27 protein-coding genes are annotated in these 25367 nt (G+C 65.2%); 13 read left to right on the forward strand and 14 right to left on the reverse strand.

Going from position 1 to position 25367, the window contains the following annotated elements; all coding sequences use genetic code 11:
• Nucleotides 1-43: 43 nt before the first annotated feature.
• Both truA and fmt read right to left on the reverse strand, forming a co-directional pair.
• Nucleotides 44-784 carry a tRNA pseudouridine(38-40) synthase TruA gene (gene truA / locus E5673_RS08720; RefSeq protein ID WP_136189695.1) on the reverse strand — a complete coding sequence of 247 codons (741 nt, stop codon included), beginning with the start codon at nucleotides 782-784 and terminating at the stop codon, nucleotides 44-46.
• Complete coding sequence (fmt, locus tag E5673_RS08725) at nucleotides 781-1707, reverse strand: methionyl-tRNA formyltransferase (RefSeq protein ID WP_136189696.1); 927 nt, start codon at nucleotides 1705-1707, stop codon at nucleotides 781-783. The genes truA and fmt overlap by 4 nt, the downstream gene beginning before the upstream one ends.
• Before the next feature lie 52 nt (nucleotides 1708-1759).
• Between fmt and recR the strand changes: the two genes are divergently transcribed.
• The 3 genes from recR (at nucleotide 1760) to rmuC (ending at nucleotide 4836) form a co-directional block, all read left to right on the forward strand.
• Nucleotides 1760-2356: a recombination mediator RecR gene (gene recR / locus E5673_RS08730; protein ID WP_056052820.1), complete on the forward strand. Its 597-nt coding sequence runs from the start codon at nucleotides 1760-1762 to the stop codon at nucleotides 2354-2356.
• Between the two features lie 48 nt (nucleotides 2357-2404).
• Nucleotides 2405-2929, forward strand: a complete 525-nt coding sequence (def, locus tag E5673_RS08735) for a peptide deformylase (protein WP_056062589.1) — start codon at nucleotides 2405-2407, stop codon at nucleotides 2927-2929.
• 455 nt (nucleotides 2930-3384) lie between these two features.
• Nucleotides 3385-4836 (forward strand): DNA recombination protein RmuC, encoded by a 1452-nt coding sequence (rmuC, locus tag E5673_RS08740; protein WP_136189697.1) that lies wholly within the window; start codon nucleotides 3385-3387, stop codon nucleotides 4834-4836.
• 401 nt (nucleotides 4837-5237) lie between these two features.
• Here the strand turns inward: rmuC and rplI are convergent, their stop codons facing one another.
• The 4 genes from rplI to E5673_RS08760 all read right to left on the reverse strand — a co-directional run bounded on the left by rplI (nucleotide 5238) and on the right by E5673_RS08760 (nucleotide 7036).
• Complete coding sequence (rplI, locus tag E5673_RS08745; protein WP_056050886.1) at nucleotides 5238-5834, reverse strand: 50S ribosomal protein L9; 597 nt, start codon at nucleotides 5832-5834, stop codon at nucleotides 5238-5240.
• A gap of 11 nt (nucleotides 5835-5845) precedes the next feature.
• Nucleotides 5846-6070 carry a 30S ribosomal protein S18 gene (gene rpsR / locus E5673_RS08750; RefSeq protein ID WP_031393978.1) on the reverse strand — a complete coding sequence of 75 codons (225 nt, stop codon included), beginning with the start codon at nucleotides 6068-6070 and terminating at the stop codon, nucleotides 5846-5848.
• A gap of 2 nt (nucleotides 6071-6072) precedes the next feature.
• Nucleotides 6073-6507 (reverse strand): 30S ribosomal protein S6, encoded by a 435-nt coding sequence (rpsF, locus tag E5673_RS08755; protein WP_056050884.1) that lies wholly within the window; start codon nucleotides 6505-6507, stop codon nucleotides 6073-6075.
• A 169-nt stretch (nucleotides 6508-6676) separates the two neighbouring features.
• Complete coding sequence (locus E5673_RS08760; protein WP_136189698.1) at nucleotides 6677-7036, reverse strand: RcnB family protein; 360 nt, start codon at nucleotides 7034-7036, stop codon at nucleotides 6677-6679.
• Between the two features lie 200 nt (nucleotides 7037-7236).
• On the opposite strand from E5673_RS08760, the gene fabD reads away from it, so the two are divergent.
• The 6 genes from fabD (at nucleotide 7237) to mltG (ending at nucleotide 12140) form a co-directional block, all read left to right on the forward strand.
• A complete protein-coding gene (gene fabD, locus E5673_RS08765) occupies nucleotides 7237-8196 on the forward strand; it encodes an ACP S-malonyltransferase (protein WP_136189699.1) in 960 nt (319 codons plus the stop codon).
• A gap of 33 nt (nucleotides 8197-8229) precedes the next feature.
• Complete coding sequence (locus E5673_RS08770; RefSeq protein WP_136189700.1) at nucleotides 8230-8658, forward strand: GxxExxY protein; 429 nt, start codon at nucleotides 8230-8232, stop codon at nucleotides 8656-8658.
• A 3-nt stretch (nucleotides 8659-8661) separates the two neighbouring features.
• Complete coding sequence (fabG, locus tag E5673_RS08775) at nucleotides 8662-9402, forward strand: 3-oxoacyl-[acyl-carrier-protein] reductase (protein WP_136189701.1); 741 nt, start codon at nucleotides 8662-8664, stop codon at nucleotides 9400-9402.
• Nucleotides 9403-9479: 77 nt separating this feature from the next.
• Nucleotides 9480-9716, forward strand: coding sequence for an acyl carrier protein (locus E5673_RS08780; RefSeq protein WP_031393971.1), 237 nt, complete (start codon nucleotides 9480-9482; stop codon nucleotides 9714-9716).
• Nucleotides 9717-9837: 121 nt separating this feature from the next.
• On the forward strand, nucleotides 9838-11100 hold the full coding sequence (fabF, locus tag E5673_RS08785) for a beta-ketoacyl-ACP synthase II (RefSeq protein WP_056050875.1): 1263 nt from the start codon (nucleotides 9838-9840) through the stop codon (nucleotides 11098-11100).
• 71 nt (nucleotides 11101-11171) lie between these two features.
• Complete coding sequence (gene mltG / locus E5673_RS08790) at nucleotides 11172-12140, forward strand: endolytic transglycosylase MltG (RefSeq protein WP_136189702.1); 969 nt, start codon at nucleotides 11172-11174, stop codon at nucleotides 12138-12140.
• A gap of 154 nt (nucleotides 12141-12294) precedes the next feature.
• Here the strand turns inward: mltG and eda are convergent, their stop codons facing one another.
• From eda to E5673_RS08830, 8 genes are all read right to left on the reverse strand, one after another.
• Nucleotides 12295-12903, reverse strand: a complete 609-nt coding sequence (gene eda / locus E5673_RS08795) for a bifunctional 4-hydroxy-2-oxoglutarate aldolase/2-dehydro-3-deoxy-phosphogluconate aldolase (protein WP_136189703.1) — start codon at nucleotides 12901-12903, stop codon at nucleotides 12295-12297.
• Nucleotides 12900-13868, reverse strand: a complete 969-nt coding sequence (gene glk, locus E5673_RS08800) for a glucokinase (protein ID WP_056486103.1) — start codon at nucleotides 13866-13868, stop codon at nucleotides 12900-12902. The genes eda and glk overlap by 4 nt, the downstream gene beginning before the upstream one ends.
• 116 nt (nucleotides 13869-13984) lie before the next feature.
• Complete coding sequence (gene edd / locus E5673_RS08805) at nucleotides 13985-15799, reverse strand: phosphogluconate dehydratase (protein ID WP_136191417.1); 1815 nt, start codon at nucleotides 15797-15799, stop codon at nucleotides 13985-13987.
• A gap of 2 nt (nucleotides 15800-15801) precedes the next feature.
• Complete coding sequence (gene pgl, locus E5673_RS08810; RefSeq protein ID WP_136189704.1) at nucleotides 15802-16506, reverse strand: 6-phosphogluconolactonase; 705 nt, start codon at nucleotides 16504-16506, stop codon at nucleotides 15802-15804.
• Between the two features lie 171 nt (nucleotides 16507-16677).
• Nucleotides 16678-18141 (reverse strand): glucose-6-phosphate dehydrogenase, encoded by a 1464-nt coding sequence (gene zwf / locus E5673_RS08815; RefSeq protein ID WP_120299111.1) that lies wholly within the window; start codon nucleotides 18139-18141, stop codon nucleotides 16678-16680.
• Between the two features lie 45 nt (nucleotides 18142-18186).
• Nucleotides 18187-19110 carry an N-acetyl-gamma-glutamyl-phosphate reductase gene (gene argC / locus E5673_RS08820; RefSeq protein ID WP_136189705.1) on the reverse strand — a complete coding sequence of 308 codons (924 nt, stop codon included), beginning with the start codon at nucleotides 19108-19110 and terminating at the stop codon, nucleotides 18187-18189.
• Nucleotides 19107-19478, reverse strand: a complete 372-nt coding sequence (locus E5673_RS08825) for an SH3 domain-containing protein (RefSeq protein WP_247599635.1) — start codon at nucleotides 19476-19478, stop codon at nucleotides 19107-19109. Before E5673_RS08825 ends, argC begins: the two co-directional genes overlap by 4 nt.
• Nucleotides 19453-19785, reverse strand: a complete 333-nt coding sequence (locus E5673_RS08830) for a MarR family transcriptional regulator (RefSeq protein WP_136191419.1) — start codon at nucleotides 19783-19785, stop codon at nucleotides 19453-19455. Before E5673_RS08830 ends, E5673_RS08825 begins: the two co-directional genes overlap by 26 nt.
• Nucleotides 19786-20031: 246 nt before the next feature.
• On the opposite strand from E5673_RS08830, the gene secG reads away from it, so the two are divergent.
• The 4 genes from secG to E5673_RS08850 all read left to right on the forward strand — a co-directional run bounded on the left by secG (nucleotide 20032) and on the right by E5673_RS08850 (nucleotide 25346).
• The gene (secG, locus tag E5673_RS08835) at nucleotides 20032-20427 is read left to right on the forward strand and encodes a preprotein translocase subunit SecG (RefSeq protein ID WP_056050855.1); all 396 of its coding nucleotides are present in this window, start codon (nucleotides 20032-20034) and stop codon (nucleotides 20425-20427) included.
• 85 nt (nucleotides 20428-20512) lie between these two features.
• Nucleotides 20513-22147, forward strand: a complete 1635-nt coding sequence (locus E5673_RS08840; protein ID WP_056050854.1) for a CTP synthase — start codon at nucleotides 20513-20515, stop codon at nucleotides 22145-22147.
• Between the two features lie 123 nt (nucleotides 22148-22270).
• Nucleotides 22271-24712, forward strand: coding sequence for a TonB-dependent receptor (locus tag E5673_RS08845; protein ID WP_136189706.1), 2442 nt, complete (start codon nucleotides 22271-22273; stop codon nucleotides 24710-24712).
• A 199-nt stretch (nucleotides 24713-24911) separates the two neighbouring features.
• Nucleotides 24912-25346: a hypothetical protein gene (locus tag E5673_RS08850; RefSeq protein WP_244186737.1), complete on the forward strand. Its 435-nt coding sequence runs from the start codon at nucleotides 24912-24914 to the stop codon at nucleotides 25344-25346.
• Nucleotides 25347-25367 lie beyond the last annotated feature (21 nt).

Genomic DNA, 25367 nt, shown 5'->3' on the forward strand with positions numbered 1-25367 from the left:
GAGGCCCAGACTGGGCCCCCGCCTTCGCGGGGGAACACGCTTTCTACGGGTAGACCGCACTCACGAAGAACAGACCGTCAGGCGGTGCATTCAGCCCCAGCATCGCCCGATCCTTCGCTTCGAGCGCAGCCGCAACATCGCCAACCGCCCAACGCCCCATACCCACCAGCGCCAGGCATCCGACCATCGACCGCACCTGATGATGCAGGAACGACCGCGCCGCCGCGTAGACGAACAGCCGCTCCCCCCCCCGCACCACCTCGAGCCGGTCCAAAGTCCTCACCGGACTATCCGCCTGGCAATGCGCGGACCGAAACGTCGTGAAGTCATGCCGCCCGACCAGCGCCCCCGCGGCCTCCGCCATCGCGTCCGCATCCAGCAACTGAGGCACCTGCCAAGCCAGCCCAGCCTCGAACGTCAACGGCGAGCGCCGGTTGACGATCCGGTACTCGTACGACCGCCCGACGCACGAAAATCGCGCATGCCAATCGTCATCGACTACCTCGCACGCCAGCACCGACACCGGTGCCGGCTTCACCAGAGCGTTCAGCCCCTCCATCAACCGAAATGCCGCGAGCGGCTTCGCGATATCGACATGCGCGCGCATCGCGATCCCGTGCACGCCCGCATCGGTCCGCCCCGCCGCCTGCACAGACGTGGTCTCGCCGGTCATCTTGAGCACGGCCGCCTCCAGCGCCGCCTGCACGCTCGGCCCATGCTTCTGCCGCTGCCAGCCCATGAACGGCCGCCCGTCGAACTCCACCGTCAACGCGAACCGCGTCAAAGCTGCGTCCCCGAGCGAATCGGAAATCCGCGCAGCATTTCCTCCGCCGAGGTCACGCCGCGCCCGGCGCGCTGCACCAAGGTCGGCCGGATCGCCCCGTCACCGCACCCGATCGTCAGCTCCGAATTGACCGTCAGCCCTTCACACCCAAGAAACGAGAACGGCAACACGTCCGCCGCCAGCACCTTCACCCGCTCGCCAGCAACCTCGAACCAAGCCCCCGGCGCCGGGTTCATCGCCCGCACCAGCCGCTCGACCTCGACCGCCGACCGGTCGAAATCGATCCGCGCCTCCGCCTTGTCGATCTTCGCGGCATAGGTGACGCCCTCCTCGGGCTGCGGCCGGGCAGGGTAGGCGTCGAGATCGCTCAGCACCTCGACCATCAACCGAGCCCCCATCGCGGAGAGTTCGGACGTCAGATCCCCCGCGGTCTTGCCGACGATCGGCGTCCGTCCCTCGAGCCGAACCGGCCCGGTATCCAGCCCGGCCTCCATCTGCATGATCCCGACGCCCGTCTCGGCATCGCCCGCGAGGATAGACCGCTGCACCGGCGCCGCTCCCCGCCACCGCGGCAGCAGCGATCCATGCACGTTCAGGCACCCGAACCGAGGCGCCTCCAGCACCGCGCGAGGCAGAATAAGACCATAGGCCGCAACGACCGCCACATCCGCGTCCAAGGCGGAAAACGCCTCGCGAGCCTCCAGCCCCTCCGGCAAAGACGCCTTGAACGACACCGGCGTCCGCACCTCGATGCCCAGGGCCTCCGCCCGAACCTGCACCGACGACGGCACCAGTTCGCGCCCACGCCGCCCCCCTGGCCGGGCAGGCTGGCAATACGCCGCCACCACGTCATGCCCCGCCGCGACGAGGGCCTCCAGCACCGGCACTGCGAAGTCCGGCGTTCCCATGAAGATGATCCGCATGGTCCTCTCGAACACGCTGGCGGGGAGCCGCGCAACCCCCTATCTGTTCCCTATGGCATCCCCCGAGATCGAGGCGCTGACGCAGGCGCTGGCCCGGCTCCCCGGCCTCGGCCCCCGGTCCGCACGTCGCGCCGTGCTGCATCTGCTCAAGAAGCGCGACGCGGCGCTGGGTCCCTTGCGCGAGGCGCTGACCGCGGTCGACGAGCGGCTGGAGAACTGCTCGACCTGCGGCAACGTCGACACCACCAATCCGTGCGCGATCTGCGCCGACCCGCGTCGCGACCAGCGTTCGCTCTGCGTCGTCGAGGAGGTCGCCGACCTTTGGGCGCTCGATCGCTCGCGGCTGTTCCCCGGCCGCTTCCACGTCCTCGGCGGCCGCCTGTCCGCACTCGAAGGTATCCGGCCCGAGGACCTCAGCATCGACAGCCTGGTCCGCCGCATCGAAGCCGGCGGCATCGACGAGGTCGTGCTCGCGATGAACGCCACGCTCGAAGGCCAGACCACCGCGCACTATATCGCCGAGCGTATCGAACGCTTCCCCGTCCGCGTCACGCAGCTCGCACATGGCCTGCCGGTCGGCGGCGAACTCGACTATCTCGACGAAGGCACGTTGGCGCAGGCACTAAGGGCCAGAAGGCCAATGGCTTGACGCCCATCGGCTTGACGTGATGCCCACGCGTACCTTAGCGGACGCGCTATGACCGTCATGACCGTTCTCGAAGTCCCCGATCCCCGCCTGCGCCTCGTCGCCGAGCCGGTGGAGACGGTCGACGACTCCACCCGCACGCTCGTCGCCGACATGATCGAGACGATGTACGACTTCAACGGCATCGGCCTCGCCGCGACCCAGGTCGGCGTGCAGAAGCGCGTCCTCGTCATCGATCTCCAGGAGGAGAAGGACGAGGACGACAAGCCGATCAAGAACCCCAAGGCGTACATCAACGCCGAGATTCTGTCGGTCAGCGACGAGGTCTCCACCTACAACGAGGGGTGCCTCTCGATCCCGGAGCAGTATGCAGAGGTAGCGCGCCCGGCACGGTGCCGCGTGAAGTGGCTCGATGAGACCGGCGCGGCGCACGAGGAGGATTTCGACGGGCTGCTGTCAACCTGCATGCAGCACGAGATCGACCATCTCGACGGGGTGCTGTTCATCGACCACATCAGCCGCCTCAAGCGTGACATGGTGCTGAAGAAGCTGGCGAAGCAGCGCAAGCTGGGGTGAGAGGCTGGGGGCGTCGCTGCTCTCTGTGCTGAGAGTGCGTCCCTGAGAGCGCGGCTTATTTGCCCAACACGTAACCACCCCGGCGAAGGCCGGGGCCCAATTGGGGAACGTCGCCAACTGAGCGCAGTCCCTCGTTATTGAAACCTTTCCAATTGGACCCCGGCCTCCGCCGGGGTGGTACTATTCGGCGAGGGTGTCGGAGCGCCCCCTTTCTAGTTCCCCCGCGACGGCGGGGGCTCAGGACCAAGCACGACACCGCCATAACCCTGGACTCCCGCCTCCGCGGGAGAACAAAAGATTGAGACTGTCCTACATCAACCGTTCGACGTATGTTCCACGCATGACGTCTCCATCTCCTTCCCAAACCCGCTCGCCGATGTGCACATTCTCCCCTGAGAAAATGCTGCGCCAGCGTCTGCACTTCGTGCACTTCCAGCTAAATTCGCCGGTGCAAAATGGCTGAGTTCGCCATCATCGCCGTCCTCGCGCTAGCCGTCGGCATCCTCTTGGGCTGGCTGCTAGCCTCCCGCCGCGCCGCCACCCTAGCCAGCGAACTCGCCGTCGCGCAGACCAAGGTCGCCGACGCCGACCTCATCCGCACCGCGCGCGACGCCGTCGAACGCGAACGCAACGCCGCGATGCAGGACCTCGCCACGCTCCGCGCGCAGAACGCCGAGCGCGCCACCGACTCCGATCGCCTGCGCCTCGACCTCACGACGATCCGCACCGACCGCGACGCCGCCCGCACCGAAATCGCCACGCTGAAAGCGCAAGGCGAGGCGTTCGAAGCGCGCCTGCTCGAACTTCGCGAGGCGAAGGACGTCATGGCCGCGCAGTTCGGCGACGTCGCCAACAAGCTGCTCAGCTACGCGCAGAAGACCTTCCTCGAACGCGCCGACGCCCGCTTCCGCCAGTCGGAGGAAAGCGCCGGCCTGAACCTCAAGTCGATGCTCCAGCCCGTCAGCGACCGCCTGCAACGGTACGAAGAAGGCGTCGCCAAGGTCGAGGCCGAGCGCCGCGATGCGTTCGGCGATCTCAAGGGCCAGATCGAGCAGATGCGCCTGGGCCAGGAAAAGGTCTCGACCGAAGCCGCCAAACTCGTCAATTCCTTACGCAACGCCCCCAAGTCCCGCGGCCGCTGGGGCGAACAACAACTAAAGAACGTCCTAGAAACCTGCGGCCTCAGCGAACACACCGACTTCCAGACGGAGGTCTCGGTCGCAGTAGGCGACGACGGCGCCCGCCTGCGCCCCGACGCGATCATCCGCGTCCCCGGCGGTCGAGCACTGGTGATCGACGCAAAGGTCTCGCTCAATGCGTACCAGGACGCATTCGGCGCGGTCGACGACGCCGAGCGCCTGATCGGACTCGCCGCCCACGCAGCCTCGATGCGCGCGCACGTCAACGGCCTCGGCAATAAGGCCTATTGGAGCCAGTTCGCCGACACGCCCGATTACGTCATCATGTTCGTCCCCGGCGAACACTTCCTCTCCGCCGCGCTCGAACACGACCCGACGCTATGGGATTTCGCCTTCGAAAAGCGCGTGTTGCTGGCCACCCCCACGAACCTGATCGCGATCGCCCGCACGGTCGCGGCGGTCTGGCGCCAGGAAAAACTCGCCAACGAAGCGCGCAAGATCGGCGAACTCGGCAAGGAAATGCACGACCGCCTCGCGAAGGTAGCCGACGATCTGCGGAAGGTCGGCGTCGGTCTCAACAGCGCGGTAAAGAACTTCAACGGCTTCACCAACTCGTTCAACGGCCGCCTGATGGTAACCGGCCGCAAGTTCCGCGACCTAAACATCGAGACGGGCGCGCGGGATTTGGAGGACGTGTCCTCTGTTGACGCACTCGCGCTAGGCGAGGGCCCTGCACTGATCGAGAAGCCGGAGAGCGTCGAAAGCTGAGACTAGCAGTTGTGAACCACCCCGGCGAAGGCCGGGGCCCAATTGGGGGACCCGAATGATGGACGCTGCGATCCGTTACTCTAGCTTTCCCAATTGGGCCCCGGCCTTCGCCGGGGTGGTGGTGGAGGGTGGCTTCTCTCGCACCGAAAACCGATCGGTACAAAATTCGTTCACCTCCGGGAAACCTTTCCCGACCCTGCGCATTAACCGGATAACGCCCCCAAGAGTCATCCGGTCATGAAACACCTAGTCCCCATCCTCTGCGCCCTCATCCCCTTCGCAGCGATGATCGGCGCCTGCGTAACCTGCCCCTGACACCCCCCGCAAAAGCACAAAAGAAAAGGCCCGCCGGATCACTCCGGGCGGGCCTTTCTGTATCGGCTAGAAGGGAAGCGAACGGATCAACCCTGCGCCTCTTCCTCCTGGTCGCGCGGTGCTTCGGCAGTCGCGCCGGGCTCTGCGTTCGGATCGTAATCCTCGACGAAGCCAGCCTCGTCGCGCTCGAACATCGACGACATCACGTCGACGCCCGAAGCCTGCATCTCGGCCTCTTCAGGCGAGCGGGCGACGTTGACCTTGACGGCCACCGACACCTCGGGGTGCAGCGAGACCTTGACGGTGTAAACACCGATCGCCTTGATCGGCTTGTCGAGCACGATCGCCGACTTGCCGACCTTGTGACCGTCGGCCACCAGCGCGTCGACCAGATCGCGAACCGCGACCGAACCGTAGAGCTGACCGGTGTTCGACGCCTGACGGATCAGGGTCACGGTCGCGTCGTTGAAGGTCTTCGCTTCGGTCTCGGCATCGCTGCGACGCGATGCGTTGTCCGATTCGATCTTCGCACGGTTCGACTCGAACACCTTGCGGTTCGCTTCGTTCGAACGAAGCGCCTTCTTGTTGGGAAGCAGGAAGTTACGTGCGTAACCGTCCTTGACCTTCACCACGTCGCCGATAGCACCAAGCTTTTCGACGCGCTCAAGCAGAATGACGTCCATGTGGGCGCTCCTTACTTAACGATGTAGGGCAGCAAGCCCAGATGACGCGCACGCTTGATGGCCTGGGCCAGTTCGCGCTGCTTCTTTGCGGCCACCGAAGTGATACGCGACGGGACGATCTTGCCACGCTCGGACACGAAGCCCTGCAGCAACCGGACGTCCTTATAGTCGATCCGGGGAGCGTCTTTGGCGGAGAACGGGCAGCTCTTGCGGCGGCGGAAGAATGGACGTGCCATGATTATTCAGCTCCCTCTTCGCGGTCACGACGGGGACCACGGTCCGGACGATCGCCACGATCGGGACGGCCCTCACGGCCACCTTCACGGTCGCCACGACGCTCGCGGTCACGATCCTGCTTGCGCATCATCACGGTCGGGCCCTCTTCGAGGGTGTCGACCTTGACCGTCATGTAACGGATGATGTCTTCGTTGATCTGGGTCTGGCGCTCCAGCTCTGCGATCACGCTGCCCGGGGCATCGATCTCGAGCATGACATAGTGCGCCTTGCGGTTCTTGGCGATCTTGTACGCCAGCGAACGCAGGCCCCAGTTCTCGGTCTTTACGACCCGACCTTCGTTGTCGTTCACGATCTTGGTGGCGATTTCCGCCAGTGCGTCCACCTGCGCTTGTGCCAGATCCTGGCGCGCAAGGAACACGTGCTCGTAAAGAGCCATGTCTTGTCCTTCGTCTTGGCCGATCGCTGATACACGCCCCATGCGTGCACCCCTCCGGCTGTCGTCTAGAATGCAAACAGGGGCGAGAGACGCGAATCTCTCACCCCGGTTGCAGAGGGCCTTACCCGTTTATCGGGGAAAGGCAAGGTGTTCAGGTTTACCGGCCCGTTTACCGGAACGCGCCGCCACGAACCTGGACCACGTTGCCGCGGCCGTTAATCAGCAGTGCGTCGTTGCCCGAGCGGACCCACTGGCTGCCACGCGGCGGGGCGGCGAGGCGATAGTTGCGGTACGTCGTGATGACCCGGTAGTTCTGCGCCTGGCGACGATCGAAGCGCTGGCCGGCGCGCCAGTTGCGATACTGCGGCGTGCGGACGACGGTGCGCTTGGTGACGACGGTGCGGCCGTTGTTATCGTTGTGGCGCACGGTGGTGACTTCGCGACGCTGCTGCGCTTCGGCAGGCGCTGCAGCGAGCAGCGGGCTGGCGACGAGGGTAGCGGCAAGCGCGCTGAGGATGAACTTTTTCATGATAATCTCCCGTTTGAAACACGGCGCCGTTGCTGCGGCGTCCTCCATAATCTGGGAGCCGATTGTCGCAGGCGATTGTCGCAAGGTCGGCGAAATGGTCGCATATTGTCGCAAGGCCGCGAGGTTCGTTCAGGTTGCAACTCGACGCGCACCTTTATAGGCCCCGCGCTCAAACGAAGACCGAACACAGAGGAGAGGCCATGCGCGCGTTCATCTTCCCCGGCCAGGGGAGCCAGTCTGTCGGCATGGGCAAGGGGCTCGCCGACGCCAGTGCCACCGCCCGCGAGGTCTTCGCCGAAGTCGACGAGGCGCTCGGCCAGCACCTGTTCCGGCTGATGAGCGAAGGTCCAGCGGACGACCTGCTCCTCACCGAGAACGCGCAGCCGGCGATCATGGCGAACGCGATCGCTACCCTGCGCGTCGCCGAGAAGGAAGGCGGTATCCGCCTCGCCGACAAGGCGGACTATGTCGCCGGCCACAGCCTCGGCGAATACACTGCCTTGTGCGCCGCTGGTGCGCTCGACCTGTCGACCACCGCGCGCCTCCTGAAACTCCGCGGTCGCGCGATGCAGGCGGCGGTACCGGTAGGCGAGGGCGCAATGGCAGCCCTCCTCGGCACCGACCTCGAAAAGGCGCAACTGATCGCCGGCGCTGCGGTCGACGCGATTCTGGCGGAAGGCGGCCCCGAACTGATCTGCACCGTCGCCAACGACAATGATCCGTCGCAAGTCGTCATCTCCGGCCACCGCCTCGCCATCGAAAAGGCGATCGCGCTGGCCAAAGACCTCGGCGCCAAGCGCGCGGTATTGTTGCCCGTCTCCGCGCCTTTCCACTGCCCGTTGATGCAACCCGCCGCCGAAGCGATGGAAGCTGCCCTGCTGGACGCCGACCTCCGCGCGCCGCTCGTTCCCGTCTTCGCCAATGTCGATGCGGTCGCCGTCGCCGACCCCGGCGCGATCCGTCACCTACTCGTGCAACAGGTCACCGGGATGGTCCGCTGGCGCGAATCGGTGTTGGCGATGCATGCGGCGGGGGTCGGCCACTTCGTCGAGTTCGGCGGCAAGGTTCTTAGCCCGATGGTCAAACGCATTACCCCCGACGTCGAGACGACGAGCGTCATCACGATGGACGACATCGAGGAACTCGTGAAGAAGATGTGATCACGCGGAGACGCGGAGCCGCGGAGAGAAGATTTGAGAGATATCGATCAGATCAGTGGTGATGTGCTCGATCTCTCACTTCGCATCCACCGCGAGCTGGGTCCGGGTCTCCTCGAAAGCGTCTACGAGCTGGTCTTGGCGGGTAAGCTCGCCGGTCTGGGTTACCACGTAGCGCGGCAGCGACCGGTAGATATCGAGTTCGACGGCATGCGCTTCGAAGCGGCCTTCAGAATCGACCTACTCGTTGACGAACGCCTTCTGGTCGAAATCAAATCGGTAGAGCAACTGAACGCCGCGCACGGCAAACAATTGCTGACCTACCTACGCCTAACTCACCAGCCCGTAGGGCTGCTGATCAACTTCGGTGGCGCAACGCTGAAAGAAGGCGTGCGACGGATCGTAAACGACCATCGCCCCTCCGCGGCTCCGCGTCTCCGCGTGAACAACCTTCTTGGAGACTGACCAATGTTCGACCTCACAGGCATGACCGCCCTCGTCACCGGGGCATCCGGCGGGATCGGGTCCGAGATCGCCAAGGCCCTCGCCGCCCAGGGCGCCCGCCTGGCCGTATCCGGCTCCAACGCCGACAAGCTCGAAGCCTTCCGCGCCAGCCTCGGCGGCGACCACGTCGCGCTCCCCTGCAACCTCTCCGACGCCGCCGCAGTCGATGCGCTCGTGCCGCAAGCCGTAGAAGCACTCGGCGGCAAGCTAGACATCCTCGTCAACAACGCCGGCGTCACACGCGACAATCTCGCGATGCGGATGAAGGACGACGAGTGGGACAGCGTCATCCGCGTCAATCTCGAAGCCGCGTTCCGCCTCATGCGCGCCGCCGCCAAGCCGATGATGAAGGCACGCTTCGGCCGGATGATCTCGGTCACCTCGATCGTCGGCGTCACCGGCAATCCCGGCCAGGCCAACTACGCCGCATCGAAGGCCGGCTTGATCGGCATGTCGAAATCGATGGCGCAGGAGCTCGCCAGCCGGGGCATCACCGTCAACTGCGTCGCGCCCGGTTTCATCACCTCGCCGATGACCGACGCGCTGCCCGACGCGCAGAAGACTGCGCTCACCGCCAAGATTCCGGCCGGTCGCCTCGGCGAAGGCGCAGACATCGGCGCGGCGATCGTGTACCTCGCTAGCCGTGAAGCCGGCTACGTCACGGGACAAACCGTGCACGTGAACGGTGGGATGGCGATGATCTGAACTTGCGCGCTGAACTGCCGCGTTCTAGGTGCGTTCAGGAAATACCCAAAACCCCCAGATTTGAAGAGGGAACTACCATGAGCGAGACAGCTGACCGCGTGAAGAAGATCGTCGTCGAGCATCTCGGCGTCGAAGCCGACAAGGTGACCGAGGACGCGAGCTTCATCGACGACTTGGGCGCAGACAGCCTCGACATCGTCGAACTCGTCATGGCGTTCGAGGAAGAATTCGGTGTCGAGATCCCCGATGATGCCGCCGAGAAGATTGCGACCGTCAAGGATGCGATCACCTACATCGACGAGCACAAGGCCTGATCAGGGTCTAGGGTTCAAACCTTTGGACCTGCCCTGAAGGGTGTGATTTGAGCGGCTCCCCGTCCTTGGGCAAAGAGGGCGGGGAGCCGTTTCGTTTTGAGAGCAGACGGAGTTTGAAGCCATGCGGCGTGTCGTCGTAACCGGGCTAGGCCTGGTCACCCCCCTGGGGGCGGATGTTGAAACGGCCTGGGCGAATATCCTCGCCGGCAAGTCGGGCGCGGGCCCGATCACGCGCTTCGACGCGTCGGATCAGGTGTGCCGCATTGCGTGTGAGGTGAAGCCGGCCGACCACGAATATGGCTTCGACCCCGGCAAGCGGGTGGATCACAAGGTCCAGCGGCAGGTCGATCCATTCATCATCTACGGCATCGACGCCGCTGGCCAGGCTTTGGAAGACGCCGGGCTGACCGAGATGACGCTTGAAGAGAGCTGGCGTGCCGGCGTGTCGATCGGCTCGGGCATCGGCGGACTGCCGGGTATCGAGAGCGAATCGATCGTGCTCCACACCAAGGGCCCGCGTCGCGTCTCGCCGCACTTCGTTCATGGTCGTCTGATCAACCTGATCTCCGGTCAGGTCTCGATCAAGTACGGCCTGCGCGGTCCGAATCACGCGGTCGTCACCGCCTGCTCGACCGGCGCGCACGCCATTGGCGATGCAGCGCGGATGATCGCGATGGACGACGCCGACGTGATGCTCGCGGGCGGCGCGGAGGGCACGGTCTGCCCGCTCGGCATCGCTGGCTTCGCACAGGCCCGCGCGCTGTCGACCAACTTCAACGACTCGCCCGAAAAGGCTTCGCGTCCCTATGACAAGGACCGCGACGGCTTCGTGATGGGCGAGGGCGCGGGTGTGCTGGTGCTCGAGGAGTACGAACACGCCAAGGCACGTGGCGCGAAGATGTATGCCGAGGTGATCGGCTACGGTCTGTCGGGCGACGCATACCATGTGACCGCGCCACATCCCGAAGGCGATGGCGCGTTCCGCTCGATGCAGATGGCGATCAAGAAGTCGGGCCTCAAGCTCGAGGACATCGATTACATCAACGCGCACGGCACCTCGACGCCTTTGGGTGACGAGCTCGAACTCGGTGCAGTTCGCCGCCTGTTCGGCGATGCGATCTCGGGTCTGTCGATGTCGTCGACCAAGTCCGCGATCGGCCATCTCCTCGGCGGTGCCGGCGCGGTCGAAAGCATCTTCTGCATCCTCGCGCTGCGCGACCAGATCGTCCCGCCGACGCTGAACCTCGACAATCCGAGCGACAGCTGCGTGGGGGTCGACCTCGTCCCGCACGTCGCCAAGAAGCGTGAAGTCCGCGCAGTGCTGAACAATTCGTTCGGCTTCGGCGGCACCAACGCGTCGCTAGTGATGACGAAGGTCCGCTAAAAACCTTGTTCCCCCGCGAAGGCGGGGGCCCAGACTGGGTCCCCGCCTTCGCGGGGATCCAAGGAGTACCAATGCGCAAGGTCGGCTGTTTCGGATTGATCATCGGCCTGGTGGCAGTCGTAGCGCTGTTCCTGGTCGTCCAAGGCTGGGGCGGCGCTGGCCCAGCATCGCGCACGCTGACCGTCCAGATCGGCGAAGGCAGCACATTGGCCGGCGCTGCCGCCGAACTCGAAAAGGCCGGCGCGATCCCCTCGGCCCGACGCTTCCGCCTGTACGCCCGCGTGTTCGGCTCGGGCGATCCGATCAAGGCCGGCGAATACCGCATCGCGCCGCACGCCAGCCAGTCGGACATCCTCAAGCTGATGCAGGGCGGCAAGGTCGTTCAGCGCCTCGTCGTCGTCCCCGAAGGCTATCCTTCGGTCCTCGTCCACGACGCGCTGGCAAAGGCGGATGGCCTGACCGGCATAGTGCCCGTCCCGGCCGAAGGCTCGATCCTCCCCGACAGCTACGCCTTCCAGGCCGGCGACACCCGCGCATCGGTCGTCACGCGGATGCAGGCGGCGATGAAGACCTACCTCGCCACCGCCTGGGCCGCGCGCAAGCCCGGCATCGCGGTGACGACGCCCGAACAGGCGATCATCCTCGCCTCGATCGTCGAGAAGGAAACCGGCAAGCCGTCCGAACGCCGCACCGTCGCCGCGGTTTATGGCAATCGCCTGCGCAACGGCATGCCGCTCCAGGCCGATCCGACCGTGATCTACCCGATCACCAAAGGCCGCCCGCTGGGCCGCCGCATCCTGCGGTCGGAACTGCACGCGAAGAACGGCTACAACACCTATGCTGAAGCGGGCCTGCCGGTTGGCCCGATCGCCAACCCCGGCCGCGCCTCGATCGACGCGGTGCTCGATCCGGCGCAGATCCAAGCGCTGTATTTCGTAGCAGACGGCACCGGCGGTCACGTGTTCGCGAACACACTGGCCGAACACAACGCCAACGTGAAGAAATGGTACGCCATCCGCAAAGCCCGCGGCGAAATGTAGCCACCGTCCGGCTCCCCTCCATGAAAGGGAGGGGTAGGGGGTGGGTCGGTTCGCAACTGCCGGAGCGTCCGCCAAGCGGCCGACCCACCCCCGGCCCCTCCCTTTCAGGGAGGGGTGAAGAAGAACAGCCCTTCCCTTTAAAGGAAGGGGAAGCCTACCCCCGCAGAGCGTTAGCCGCGCGCGCCTTGATCTCGATCTCGGCCATTGTCCCGCCGGTCACCCAGCTACCGCCCACGCACAGCACCGGCTTGAACGCCAGCCACTCGGGCGCACTGGCCTCGGTGATCCCGCCGGTCGGGCAGAAGCTGCACTGATAGAACGGCGCGGCCAGGGCCTTGAGCGCCTTCAGCCCGCCATTCGCCTCGGCCGGGAAGAACTTGAAGTGCGTCAGGCCGAGGTCAAGACCGGTCATGATATCCGCTGCATTGGCGATCCCCGGCAGGAACGGGATACCGCTCTCGATGATCGGCGTTGCAAGGCGTTCGGTCAGCCCCGGCGAGACGATGAATTCGGCGCCCGCATCGCGGACCTGCGCGAACTGCTGCGTGTTGACGACGGTACCCGCGCCGACGATCGCGCCCGGCACCTTCTTCATCTCGGCGATCGCCTCCAGCGCGCCGCCGGTGCGCAACGTCACTTCGAGCACGCGCAGGCCGCCCGCGACCAGTGCTTCGGCGAGCGGACGGGCGAGTGCCGCGTCCTCGATCACCAGCACCGGGATGACGGCGCTGGTCTGCATGATGTCTGCGATAGTGGCGGTCATTGGGTGTGTTCCTGTGCAAAGGCGGCCGCGGCGCCGAACAGGCCGGGCTGGGGATGAGTGATGAGCTTGACGGGCATCGCCGCCATCATGCCCTGGAAGCGGCCCTTGGCGACGAAGCGCTGGTCGAAGCCCGAGCGAATCAGGCGATCCTTGATCCGGAAGCCGAGGCCGCCAGCGATCACGACCGCTTTCGCACCCTGTGCCAGCGCCAGATCGCCCGCGACCGCGCCGAGCGCGAGACAGAACCGGTCGAGCGCGGCGAGCGCTATCGAGTCGGTCCCGTCGATCGCCTCGGTCCAGATCGTCTTGTCGTCATGGCTCGGCACCGCGCGGCCCTCTAGTGCAGCAAGCGTCTCGTAGATCGCGACGATGCCGGGCCCTGCGACGACGCGCTCGGCCGAGACGCGCGTGAAGGTCTTGCGCAGCCGCTTGAGCAACGCATCCTCGATCCCATCGAGCGGCGCGAAGTCCATATGCCCGCCCTCGGTCTCCAAGACCTGGTAGCCGTCCTTGCGCCGCAGCAACTGCGCGACGCCGAGCCCGGTACCGGGACCACAGATCGTCGTGATGCCCTCGGACGGCAGCGGCGTATCGGGTCCGCACAGATGGATGAAGTCGCTGCTCGGCACCTGCGCGACGGCATGGCCGACCGCGCCGAAATCGTTGACGACCACCCACTGGTCCGCCTTCAGCCGCTCGGTGATCAGCGACTTGCGGATGATCCACGGGTTGTTCGTTAGCCGGATGACGTCGTTCGCGACCGGCGACGCGACTGCGATCGCGAGCGCGCGGGGGAGGGGGCGTCCGAGCCCCGCCTCGAACGCCTGGTACGCGGTCTGGAGCGATGCGTGGTCCGCGGTCTTCAGCGTCGCCGGCTCGCCGAGCGACACGACGCGGCCGTTCTCGACCTCGGCGATCGCGAAGCGGGCGTGCGTTCCGCCGATATCTGCCGCTACGATTTCCATTCGTCTCTCCCGATCCTCGATATCGTTATATCCGTTCGTCCTGAGCGAAGTCGAAGGACATTGCCCCAAGCGGGCGGTCCTTCGACTTCGCTCAGGACGAACGGTAGGTAGGGATCCTAAAGCCCCGCGCCCGCCAGCATTGCCGACGCGCCCTTTTCAGCCTCGTCGGCGAGCCCACGGAACATGCCGAACAGTTCGCGACCCATGCCGCTTACCGGCGGCGGCACCGCGACCATTTCGCGCGTCGCCCAGACATCCGCATCGACCAGCGCCTCCAGCGTGCCGTTAACCGCGTCGACCCGAATCATATCGCCATCGCGGATCAACCCGATTGCGCCGTCAAGCAGCGCCTCGGGCGAGCAATGGATCGCGCACGGCACTTTCCCGCTCGCGCCTGACATTCGGCCATCGGTAACGAGCGCCACCTTGAATCCGCGGTTCTGCAACACCCCCAGCGGCGGCGTGAGCTTGTGCAATTCCGGCATGCCGTTGGCGCGCGGCCCTTGGAAGCGGACGACGACGACGACGTCCTTCTCCAACTCGCCGCGCTTGAACGCCTCGATCACGTCGAGCTGATCGTCGAACACCATCGCGGGCGCCTCGACGATCCAACGCTCGCGCTCGACCGCCGACACCTTGATGCACGCACGGCCGATATTGCCCGCGAGGATCCGCATGCCGCCATCCGGCGAGAACGGCGCGGTTGCAGGGCGAAGGATCGTCTCGTCGCCGCTGTCCGGCGTCTCGCGCCAGCCGAGCGTATTGCCCTCAACCACCGCGGTCTTCGCATAGGCCGACAGGTCCTCGCCACCGATCGTCATGATGTCGCCGTGCAGCAGGCCTTCGCCGAGCAGTTCGCGGATCACATAGGGCATGCCCCCGGCAGCCTCGAACGCATTCACGTCCGCGGAGCCGTTGGGATAGACGCGTGCGATCAGCGGGACCGCGCAGGAGAGGCGGTCGAAATCCTCCCAGTCGATGATGATCCCCGCGGCCCGAGCGATCGCCGGCACGTGGAGCAGATGGTTGGTCGAGCCCCCTGTAGCGAGCAGGCCGACCGCGGCGTTCACGATCGCCTTCTCGTCGACGCAATGCCCGAGCGGACGATACGAATCGCCGCGCGCGCCGATCTTCGCCAACCGGTGCACCGCCGCCCGCGTCAGCTCCTGCCGCAACTTCGTACCCGGATTGACGAACGCCGCGCCAGGCATGTGGAGGCCCATGACCTCCATCATCATCTGGTTGGTGTTGGCGGTGCCGTAGAAGGTGCACGTGCCCTTCGAATGATACGCGCCGATCTCAGCCTCGAGCAGCTCGTCTCGCCCGACCAGCCCTTCCGCGAATTTCTCGCGGACCGCCGCCTTGGCTTTGTTCGGCAAGCCGGTCGGCATCGGTCCGCCGGGGATCAGCACCATCGGCAGATGCCCGAAGCGCAGCGCGCCCATTAGCAAACCTGGCACGATCTTGTCGCAGATGCCGAGCAGCGCTGCGCCTTCGAACGTCCCGTGCGACAACGCAATCGCAGTGCTCAGTGCGATCGTGTCGCGGCTGAACAGCGACAGCTCCATCCCCGGATAGCCTTGCGTCACGCCGTCGCACATCGCCGGCACCCCGCCCGCGACCTGCGCCGTCGCACCCGCTTCGCGCGCCCAAATCTTCATCAGCTCAGGGTAGCGATAATAGACCGCGTGCGCCGACAGCATGTCGTTATACGCGGTAACGATGCCGATGTTCATCCCGGCATCGGCCTTCATCGCGTCGCGGTCTTCCTCGGTCCCGGCATAGGCGTGCGCGAGGTTCGCGCAGCCGAGACCGGGACGCCGGACCTGCGCCGCCGCCTCGCGCTCGATCAGCGCAAGGTAGGCGGCACGGCTGTCGCGCGAGCGCTCGATGATCCGGTCGGTCACCGCGGAGACGACGGCGTTGAGCATCGTCACGGCGCCCAGTGCACGTCGACCGGCAGCTCGACCTCGGCCAGCACGCGGCCGATCGGGTAGGACGACGACGGCCCCTGTTCGATCGCCTGCTCGAGCACCTTCTTCTTCGCGTCGCCGGTGATCATGATCATCAGCGCCTTCGACGATGCGATCGCCGCTGCAGACAGCGTCACGCGTGCCAGCGGTGCTTCGGGCGGGAGCGGATCGGGCATCACGCCGAGCGCACGGCGTTCCTTGGGACCGCTCAGCGCCTCGTCGTAATCGGGGCCGGGGAAGATCGACGCGGTATGCCCGTCGCCGCCCATGCCGAGCAGGCAGAAGTCGAGCGGCCAGTGCAGGTCCTGCATCAACGCATCCGCCGAACGACCGGCCGCCTTGTAGTCCGACATCGCCTCGGGAACGATCGGCTTCACGCGCGCGCCCTTGGGCAGGAAGATCTTCGCCAGCGCGGTGACGTTCGACAGCGGATCGCCGAGCTTCACGATCCGCTCGTCGCCGGGGATGATCGTGACCTTCTTCCAGTCGAGCTTCGCCTGGGCGAGCTTCTCATACGCGGCGAACGGCGTCTTGCCGCCCGCCAGCGCGATCACCGCCGAGCCGCGCGCGTCGAGTGCGCTTTCGATGACGAACTGGATATCGCCCGCGACCGCGTTGGCGAGCTCGCTCGCGTCGTCATATTCCCACCATTCGATTTCGGTCATAAACTTGAACTCACTCAGAAAATTGCTGTCAAAAATGCCGTTCGTGCCGAGTAGGGATCGAGCGAAGCCGAGAGCCCGTATCGAGGTACAATGCCACAATCGGGCCGATCCCTCGATACGCCTTCTCGACTTCGTTCGAAGGCTACTCGGGACGAACGGAGAAAACCAAACTCAGTCGTCCTGCCAGGTCACGCCGTCACGCTCGGTCAGCGCGATCGCGGCCGACGGACCCCAGCTGCCCGAGGCATAGCTCTTGGGCTTCATCGCGTTGGCCTTCCAACCCTCGCGGATCGCGTCGATCCAGGTCCATTGCGCCTCGACCTCGTCACGCCGCACGAACAGCGTCTGGTCGCCCTCGATCAGGTCGAGCAGCAGCCGCTCATACGCGATCCGCCGACGGGACCCTGCGAACTCGGCATCCATGCTGAGGTTCAGCGGCACTTCGCGAAGGCGGACGCCCTCGCGGTCGAGACCCGGCTCCTTCGCCATCACGAGCAGCTGGATATATTCCTCCGGCTGCAGGCGGATGATCAGCATGTTGGGCTGGAGCAGCCCGCCCCGCCCTGCGAACATCGAATGCGGGACCGCCTTGAACTGGATCGCGATCTCGCTGCGACGCGTCGCCATGCGCTTGCCGGTGCGCAGGTAGAACGGCACGCCCTGCCAGCGCCAATTGTCGACATGCGCCTTGATCGCTACGAACGTCTCGGTGGTCGACGGTTGGCCGAGTTCGTCCGAGTAGCTCTTGACGAACTTCCCCTTCACCGCGCCTTCGCCATACTGGCCGGTGACCGTGACGTTCGGGACTTCTTCGGGCTTGATCATGCGCAGCGAGCGGAACACCTTCGACTTCTCGTCGCGGACGTCGGTGCCCTCGAAGCGTGCGGGTGGCTCCATCGCGATCAGCGCGAGCAGCTGGAGCATGTGGTTGGCGACCATGTCGCGCAACGCTCCAGCAGTTTCGTAATAGCCGGCGCGCTCTTCGAGCCCGACCGTCTCCGAGATCGTGATCTGGACGTTGTCGATCCCTTGCGCGTTCCACACCGGCTCGAAGAACGAGTTGCCGAAGCGCAGTGCAAGGATGTTCTGGACGGTTTCCTTGCCGAGATAATGATCGATCCGGTAGGTCCGGTCTTCGGGGAAAGCCTTCGCCACCGAATCGTTGATCTCGCGGCTCGTCTCCAGGTCGTAGCCGAGCGGCTTCTCAAGGCCGACACGGACCGTCTCGCCAGCCAGGCCGACCTTGTGCAGCCCCTCAATCGCAGCTTCGAACAGCGATGGCGCGGTCGACAGATAGATCGCGAGACCGCCCGAGATATCGCCGATCTTGTCCGCCAGCGGCTGGAAGCTCGCAGGGTCCGACAGGTCGGTCGGCTGATAGAAGATTCGGTCGAGGAACGTCCCGATCGCGCTTTCGTCCTTGCGATCCTCCGGCAGGAACTCGTCAAGCGCCTTCTTGGCGAACTTGCGGTAATCCTTGTCGTCATGCTCATGACGCGCGGCGCCGGTGATCGTCAGTTCCTCGGGCAGCAACCCGTCGGCGTGCAGGCCATAGAGCGACGGCAGCAGCATGCGCTGCGCGAGATCGCCGGTCGCGCCGAACAGGAGCAGCTTGGCTACGGGATTACGGTGCATGAAAGCTCCTGGATTTGGCGATGGACCGGGCGGAAAACGCCGGTCCTAGAAAACGAGGCCGGCTACGGGATCGACCCCGGCCATGATGTTGAGGTTCTGGACCGCGGCACCGCCGGCGCCCTTGCCCAGATTGTCGAGCGTCGCGATCAGCCGCGCATGACCGACCGCGTCGTTGCCGCAGACCCGCAGCGTCAGACGATCGGTGCCTGCATTCTCCTCGATATCGACCAAGCCGATATCGCCGGGGGCAACCGAGACGAGCTTCGAGCCATCGAACGCACCTCGCAACACGTTTTCGATCGCCGCGAGCTTCGGGCGGCCGGGCAGGGCATGAAGGTGCAACGGCACTTCGACGACCATGCCGCGATACGTATTCGCCACGGCGGGTGCGAAGATCGGTGCGTGCGTTAGGCCCGCATGCTGCGTCATCTCTGCGATATGCTTGTGCGCGAGGCCTAGCGCATAGGCGCGGAAGGCCGTCGCAGGCTCGCCATTCTCGAACGCCGCGATCATCGCCTTGCCACCGCCGGAGTAACCAGAGGTCGCGTTGACGCTCAGCGGAAGGTCGGCGGGGATGAGACCGGCCGCGACCAGAGGCGCGACGAGCGCGAGGAAACCAGTGGGATAGCAGCCGGGGTTCGACACGCGCATCGCGGTCGCGACCTTATCCGCCTGGCCCGGCAACTCGGGGAAGCCGTAGGTCCAGCCGGCAGCGACGCGGTGCGCGCTCGATGCGTCGATCACGCGGGTGCGCGCATTGTCGATCAGCGTGACGGCTTCGCGCGACGCCTCGTCCGGCAGGCAAAGGATGACGAAATCGGCATCGTTCAGCGCCTCGCGCCGTGCCGCCGGATCCTTCCGACGATCCTCAGGCAGCAGCGCCAGCGTGATGTCGGTCCGCCCGGCAAGCCGCTCGCGGATCTCGAGCCCGGTGGTGCCGACCGCGCCATCGATGAAGACCGTGGTCATGCCGCGTCCGTCGCCGAAAGATCGAGCGCTTCGGCTGCGACATAGCCGACCAGCCCACTAGGACGGGCAACGCCCCAGGCGGAAACGCCAGCAATCTCCAGCACTTCGAAACTGTCGCCGGGGTTGAGGTCGACCATCGTATCGCTCGCTTCGTCTCGTCCGCTGCGCAACAAAGCTGTGCGCGCGACGGGCCGTATCATCGGCACGGCATAGTGTGGAGCGAATACGTATTCGGCGAGACGAATGTCGGCGATATCGCGGCGAACCGCATGGGTGCGCGGGTCGAGGTCGACCGAGCGGCCCGTCAGCGAAAAGCTCGTACGGGCCTGGTCGTCGAACGGCTCAAGCGTGAGCGGCTGCGCGCCCATTGGAGCTGGCTGGGGCGGGGCCGTCGCCGATGAATTGCCCGAACTCTTCAAGAAAATCTGCCCCTTCGGTCGTGCGCGCGACGAAGATGTTGCGCTTGTCGCTATCGTCGCGTTGCCGGCGCAGATAGCCGAGGGCACCCAATCTGTTCAAGGCGCGCGTGACGACCGGCTTCGATACGTTTAGCGCACGGGCCAAGCCGCGCACCGTATGCGGCCCCGGTTTGAGATAAACGAGCAGAAGAAGCGCCATCTGACGATTGGTCAGATCGGGTTCACCCGAGCGGACGTAATCCACCAGAGCGGTCATCCAGGTCGATAAGGTATTGGCTGCCATTGATGCCACAGCGTTGATCCGCCATCTGAATTTATGTGCACGATACCCAGTCATGAGCGTCATTACGGGGTCTCAACGCCGCCCGGACGTCATGTTTCCGTAGTTTTGCGATTGCCTTGCGATATGCGGAGGCAGTGCCGCGGTCGATCGCCCGGTTGATCGAAACCGCGACGTCGCCTATGTGCGCGCCTTCGCAAAAGTTCCGGGGTTTTCCGCGCAATGTTCGCCTTTCTGCTCGTCATCCACGCGATCATCGCGGCCGCCCTCGTCACGGTGATCCTCATGCAGCGCTCGGAAGGCGGCGGTCTGGGCATGGGCGGCAGTCCGTCGGGCCTCATGTCGGCACGCGGTGCGGCCGATTTCCTGACCCGCGCGACCGGCGTCCTCGCGACGATGTTCGTGCTGTTCTCGATCCTGCTCGCAGTCCTCGCGGCGAATCACCGCACCACCACGATCGACACGTCGCTCGCCCGCACCCCGGCGGCGGCGACTGCCGTTCCTACCGCGCAGCCCAAGGGTGATGCTGCGCCGTTCGCCGGTGGCGCCGAGAACGCCGGCGTCCCGGCCGGCACGACCAAGCCGGCCGACAACGGCGCGGTCCCGCTAGCCAACTAAACACTCCATTCGCCGATAAAAGGCCCCTGCGTGATCCGCGGGGCTCTTGTCGTTCGTCCCCAACACACGCTACGAGACTCTTCCCATGGCTCGGTACATTTTCATCACCGGGGGCGTGGTTTCGTCGCTCGGTAAAGGTCTCATGGCGGCATCGCTTGCCGCTCTCCTCCAGGCACGCGGGTATACCGTCAGGATTCGGAAGTTCGATCCGTATCTTAACGTCGATCCCGGCACGATGTCGCCGTATCAGCACGGCGAGGTCTACGTCACCGACGACGGTGCCGAGACCGATCTCGACCTCGGCCATTACGAGCGCTTCACCGGCGTTCCCTCGCGCCAGTCGGACAATGTGACCTCGGGTCGAATCTATCAGCAGATCATCACGCGCGAGCGTCGCGGCGATTATCTCGGTGCGACCGTGCAGGTCATCCCGCACGTCACCGACGCGATCAAGGCATTCGCCCGCGCCGAGACCGACGATATCGACTTCGTGCTCTGCGAGATCGGCGGCACCGTCGGCGATATCGAATCGCTGCCGTTCATCGAGGCGATTCGCCAGCTCAAGAACGAGGAAGGTCGCGGCAAGGCGATCAGCATCCACGTGACCCTGGTGCCGTACATAGCGGCGGCCGGCGAGCTGAAGACCAAGCCGACGCAGCATTCGGTTCGCGAACTCGCGGCGCTCGGCGTGCAGCCCGACGTCCTCGTCTGCCGCTGCGAACACCCGCTGCCGCCATCGGAGCGCGCCAAGATCGCGCTGTTCTGCAACGTCCCCGCCAGCGCGGTCATCCCCGCACTCGACGCGAAGAGCATCTACGCGGTGCCGCTCCAGTATCACGGCGAAGGCCTCGACATCGAAGTGCTCCGCGCGTTCGGGATCGAGCCCGCCGAGGCGCCCGATCTGTCCCGCTGGACCGAGATCATGGACCGGCTGACCAACCCGCAAGGCGAAGTCACGATCGGCGTGGTCGGCAAGTATGTCGGCCTCCAGGATGCGTACAAGTCGCTCAACGAAGCGCTGGTCCATGGCGGCATCGCGAATCGCGTGAAGGTCAACGTCCGCTGGATCGATGCCGAGCTGTTCGAGAACGCCGAGAGCGACATCGCTGGCCAGCTCGAGCCGTGCGACGCGATCCTAGTCCCCGGCGCGTTCGGCGAGCGCGGCGCGGAAGGCAAGATCGCCTCCGTGAAGTTCGCCCGCGAGCGGAAGATCCCGTATTTCGGGATCTGCTTCGGGATGCAGATGGCCTGCGTCGAGGGGGCCCGCGATCTCGCCGGCATCCCCAATGCCTCGTCGACCGAGTTCGGCCCGACCGACGAACCGGTGGTCGGCATGATCACCGAATGGATGGGCCGCGAAGGCCTCGAGACGCGTGCGGCCGAGGGCGACATGGGCGGCACGATGCGGCTCGGCGCGTATGACGCCAAGCTCGACGGCAACAGCGTGGTCGCGTCGATCTATGGCGGCACCGAGATTTCGGAGCGCCATCGTCACCGTTATGAGGTCAACACCGGGTACAAGGAAGCGCTCGAACAGGGCGGCCTCGTGTTCTCCGGCATGTCCCCAGACGGCACGCTGCCCGAGATCGTCGAACGCCCCGATCACCCCTGGTTCGTCGGCGTTCAGTTCCACCCCGAACTGAAGTCCAAGCCGTTCGACCCGCATCCCCTGTTCGCCAGCTTCATCGAGGCCGCGGTCAAGCAGAGCCGCTTGGTCTGAACACCGCTCCCTCTCCCGCGGGGGAGGGAGACAAGTCGTGCTTTCCGCCACCCAAGACATGCTCGCATTGAATATCCCCTGAATTACTAGACTTTGCGCGGCAAGGTTCAGGGGAAAACATTCATGTCGCTTACGCTTGCGCTGTTGCTTGCCGGTCAGGCCGCTACCGTATCAACGCCGGCCGTTCCGCCGCAGACGCCCGCTGGCGAGCAAGCTGACGCACAGGCCAATGGTCGCTTAGGCAATCAGCAGCAGGGCGGTGGCGGCGATGTCGTCGTTACCGCGCGCCGTCGCGCAGAAACGATCCAGACCGTCCCGATCGCGATGTCGGTCATCGGCGGCACCGCACTCGCCGAGACTGGCGCGTACAATGTCAGCCGCCTGACGCAGCTCCAGCCGACGCTGCAATTCTACTCGACCAACCCGCGCAATTCCGCCGCCAACATCCGCGGCCTGGGCGCACCGTTCGGCCTGACCAACGACGGGATCGAGCAGGGCGTCGGCATCTATGTCGACCAAGTCTATTACAGCCGGATCGCCTCGGCGACGTTCGACTTCACCGATACCGAGCGTATCGAGGTCCTTCGCGGACCCCAGGGCACGCTCTACGGCAAGAACACCACCGCCGGCGCGATCAACATCACGACCCGCCAGCCCAGCTTTACGCCCGAGGCACGGATCGAGCTCACGACGGGCAACTATCAGTTTATCCAGGCCAAGGCGTCGGTGTCGGGCCCGCTGATCCCCGACAAGCTCGCGATCCGGTTGTCTGCATCGGTGACCGAGCGCGACGGCACTATCCACAACGTCGTGACCGGCAAGAACCTGAACGCACAGGACAACAAGAGCGTCCGCGGACAGCTCTACTGGAAGCCGACCGAGACGCTCGATCTGGCGCTGTCGGGCGATTACGGCCAGCAGAACCCGAACTGCTGCGTGCAATATTACGTGCGCACCGGCCCGACTCAGCGGCCGCTGATCCGGCAATATGCCGCGCTCGCTGCCGCCCAAGGCTATGTCGTACCGTCGACCAACGCGTTCGACCGGGTGACCGACGTCGATACGCCGTTGCGCGTGAAGCAGGAACTGGGCGGCGTATCGCTGCTCGGCAACCTGGACCTCGGCGCGGCGACGATCACGTCGGTCAGCGCGTGGCGGTTCTGGCATTGGGATCCGTCGAACGATCGCGACTTCATCGGCCTGCCGATCACCACCGTGTCCGCCAATCCGTCGCAGCAGACGCAGTACAGCCAGGAGTTGCGGATCGCCTCGAACGGCAAGCACACGCTCGATTACGTGCTCGGCGCGTTCTACTTCTACCAGACGATCGATACGCAAGGGCTTCAGGTCCAGGGGGCCGCGGCAAGCGCGTTCCTGCTTAACCCGACCAGCACGGGCGGGAAAAATCCGGCGACGCTGAACGGCCTGAACGCGCGCAACACGATCGGCTTCAAGAACACCAGCGCGGCGCTGTTCGGCAAGCTGACCTGGAACGTGAGCGACCGGTTCCAGATCACGCCGGGCCTGCGCCTCAACTACGACAAGAAGAAGGGCGACTATGTCTCGGTCGTGACGACCGGTGCCGGCGAACTCGTCACCGGTGAGGCAAGATTCAACGACCAGCGCGGTGTGCTCGCGCCGCAGAGCTACCGGCCCGATTTCGACAACTGGAACCTGTCGGGCGACATTACGGCGGCCTACACCGTGACCTCCGACATCCACGCCTATGCGACCTATGCGCGCAGCTACAAATCCGGCGGGATCAACCTGTCCGGCCTGCCGCTCGACGGTAGCAACAATCCGATCCTATCGGCCGCCACGGTGAAGCCCGAGAAGGTCAATCACTACGAACTCGGCTTGAAGACGCAGTTCCTCGATCGTCGATTGACGCTCAACCTCGCCGGCTTCTGGACCGAGATCAGCGATTACCAAGCGACCGTCACCAACGGCCAGCTTGGCGTGTTGCGCGGCTATCTCGCTAATGCCGGCAAGGTGCGGACTCGCGGTCTGGAGTTCGATTCGGCCTTCCGCCCCACCGAACGGTTCAGCGTCTACGCGAACGGAGCCTATACCGACGCGAAATACGTGAAGTTCGTCGACGCGCCTTGCCCGCCTGAGCTATCGGGAGGGTCTGCCCCGACGGCGACCAGCCTGCCAGGTCCGGCAGGGACGGGGACGGTCAGCCCGGCCAATTGCGACATCTCCGGTCAGCGCCTGCCCGGCGTGTCGAAGTGGGCGTTCTCCTACGGCGCCGAATACGATCTGCCAGCCACGATCGGCGGGCTCGATGGCCAGGTGTATCTCGGCTATGACGGCAGCTACCGCTCGACCTTCTCGTCCAACCCGTCGCGCTCGCTCTACACCGACATCAAAGGCTATGCGCTCAGTAACTTCCGCTTGGGATTCAAGGCGAAGGACAGCTGGAACGTGTTCGGCTGGCTGCGTAACGCGTTCGACCACAACTACTATGAAGTGCTCGCGCTACAGTCCGGCAGCACCGGCCTGGTCGTCGGACAGCCCGGCGATCCGCGCACCTATGGCCTGACCGTGTCGCGATCGTTCTGATCGCGACACGCGTTGCGTCACGACGCGTTCAGGTTGGGTGCGATAGGTGTTGAATACGGCCCGGAGGGACGTCGCAGTCGGAAGCTTCCGATGTCCCTCCGGTTCCGGATCCAGGACTTCTTGCTGCGTGCCCACGTCCTCTTGCGTAAAGCCCTCGCCGAGCGCAGTCTGCTGCCAATAAACACTCAGGGGCGGCGACATGTTTTTCGTACGACAGGGGCCCTTGTGGTTTCGCATGACGACAGGCGTGCTCGTTCTCTGGGGGCTCGTCGGCTGTTTCATGTGTCTGCAACAGCTTAGACTCGGCGCCGACGCGATGGGGCAGTCCAGCGCCTATGACCGGGCGCTCTATGCGGCGTTGCCCAACTGGTATGATCCGTTGTTCGCCGTCGCGGTCCTTACCGGCCTGATCGGCGCGGTGCTGCTGTTCATGCGGCGTGCCAGCGCCCGTCCGTTCCTGATCGCGTCGCTGGTGGCGACGATCGCGCAGTTCGGCTGGTTGTTCGCCTCGACCGACATCGTCGCGCACAAGGGTGCGAGCGAGACGCTGGGCTTGCCCTTCGTCATCATCGCGGTCGCGGCGTTCACGCTCTGGCTCGTCGGCCATGCGCGGCTAAAGGGCTGGGCAGTATGACGCGCACGACACTGGGCGAGC

The organism is Sphingomonas sp. PAMC26645 (assembly GCF_004795835.1).
GTDB lineage: Bacteria > Pseudomonadota > Alphaproteobacteria > Sphingomonadales > Sphingomonadaceae > Sphingomonas.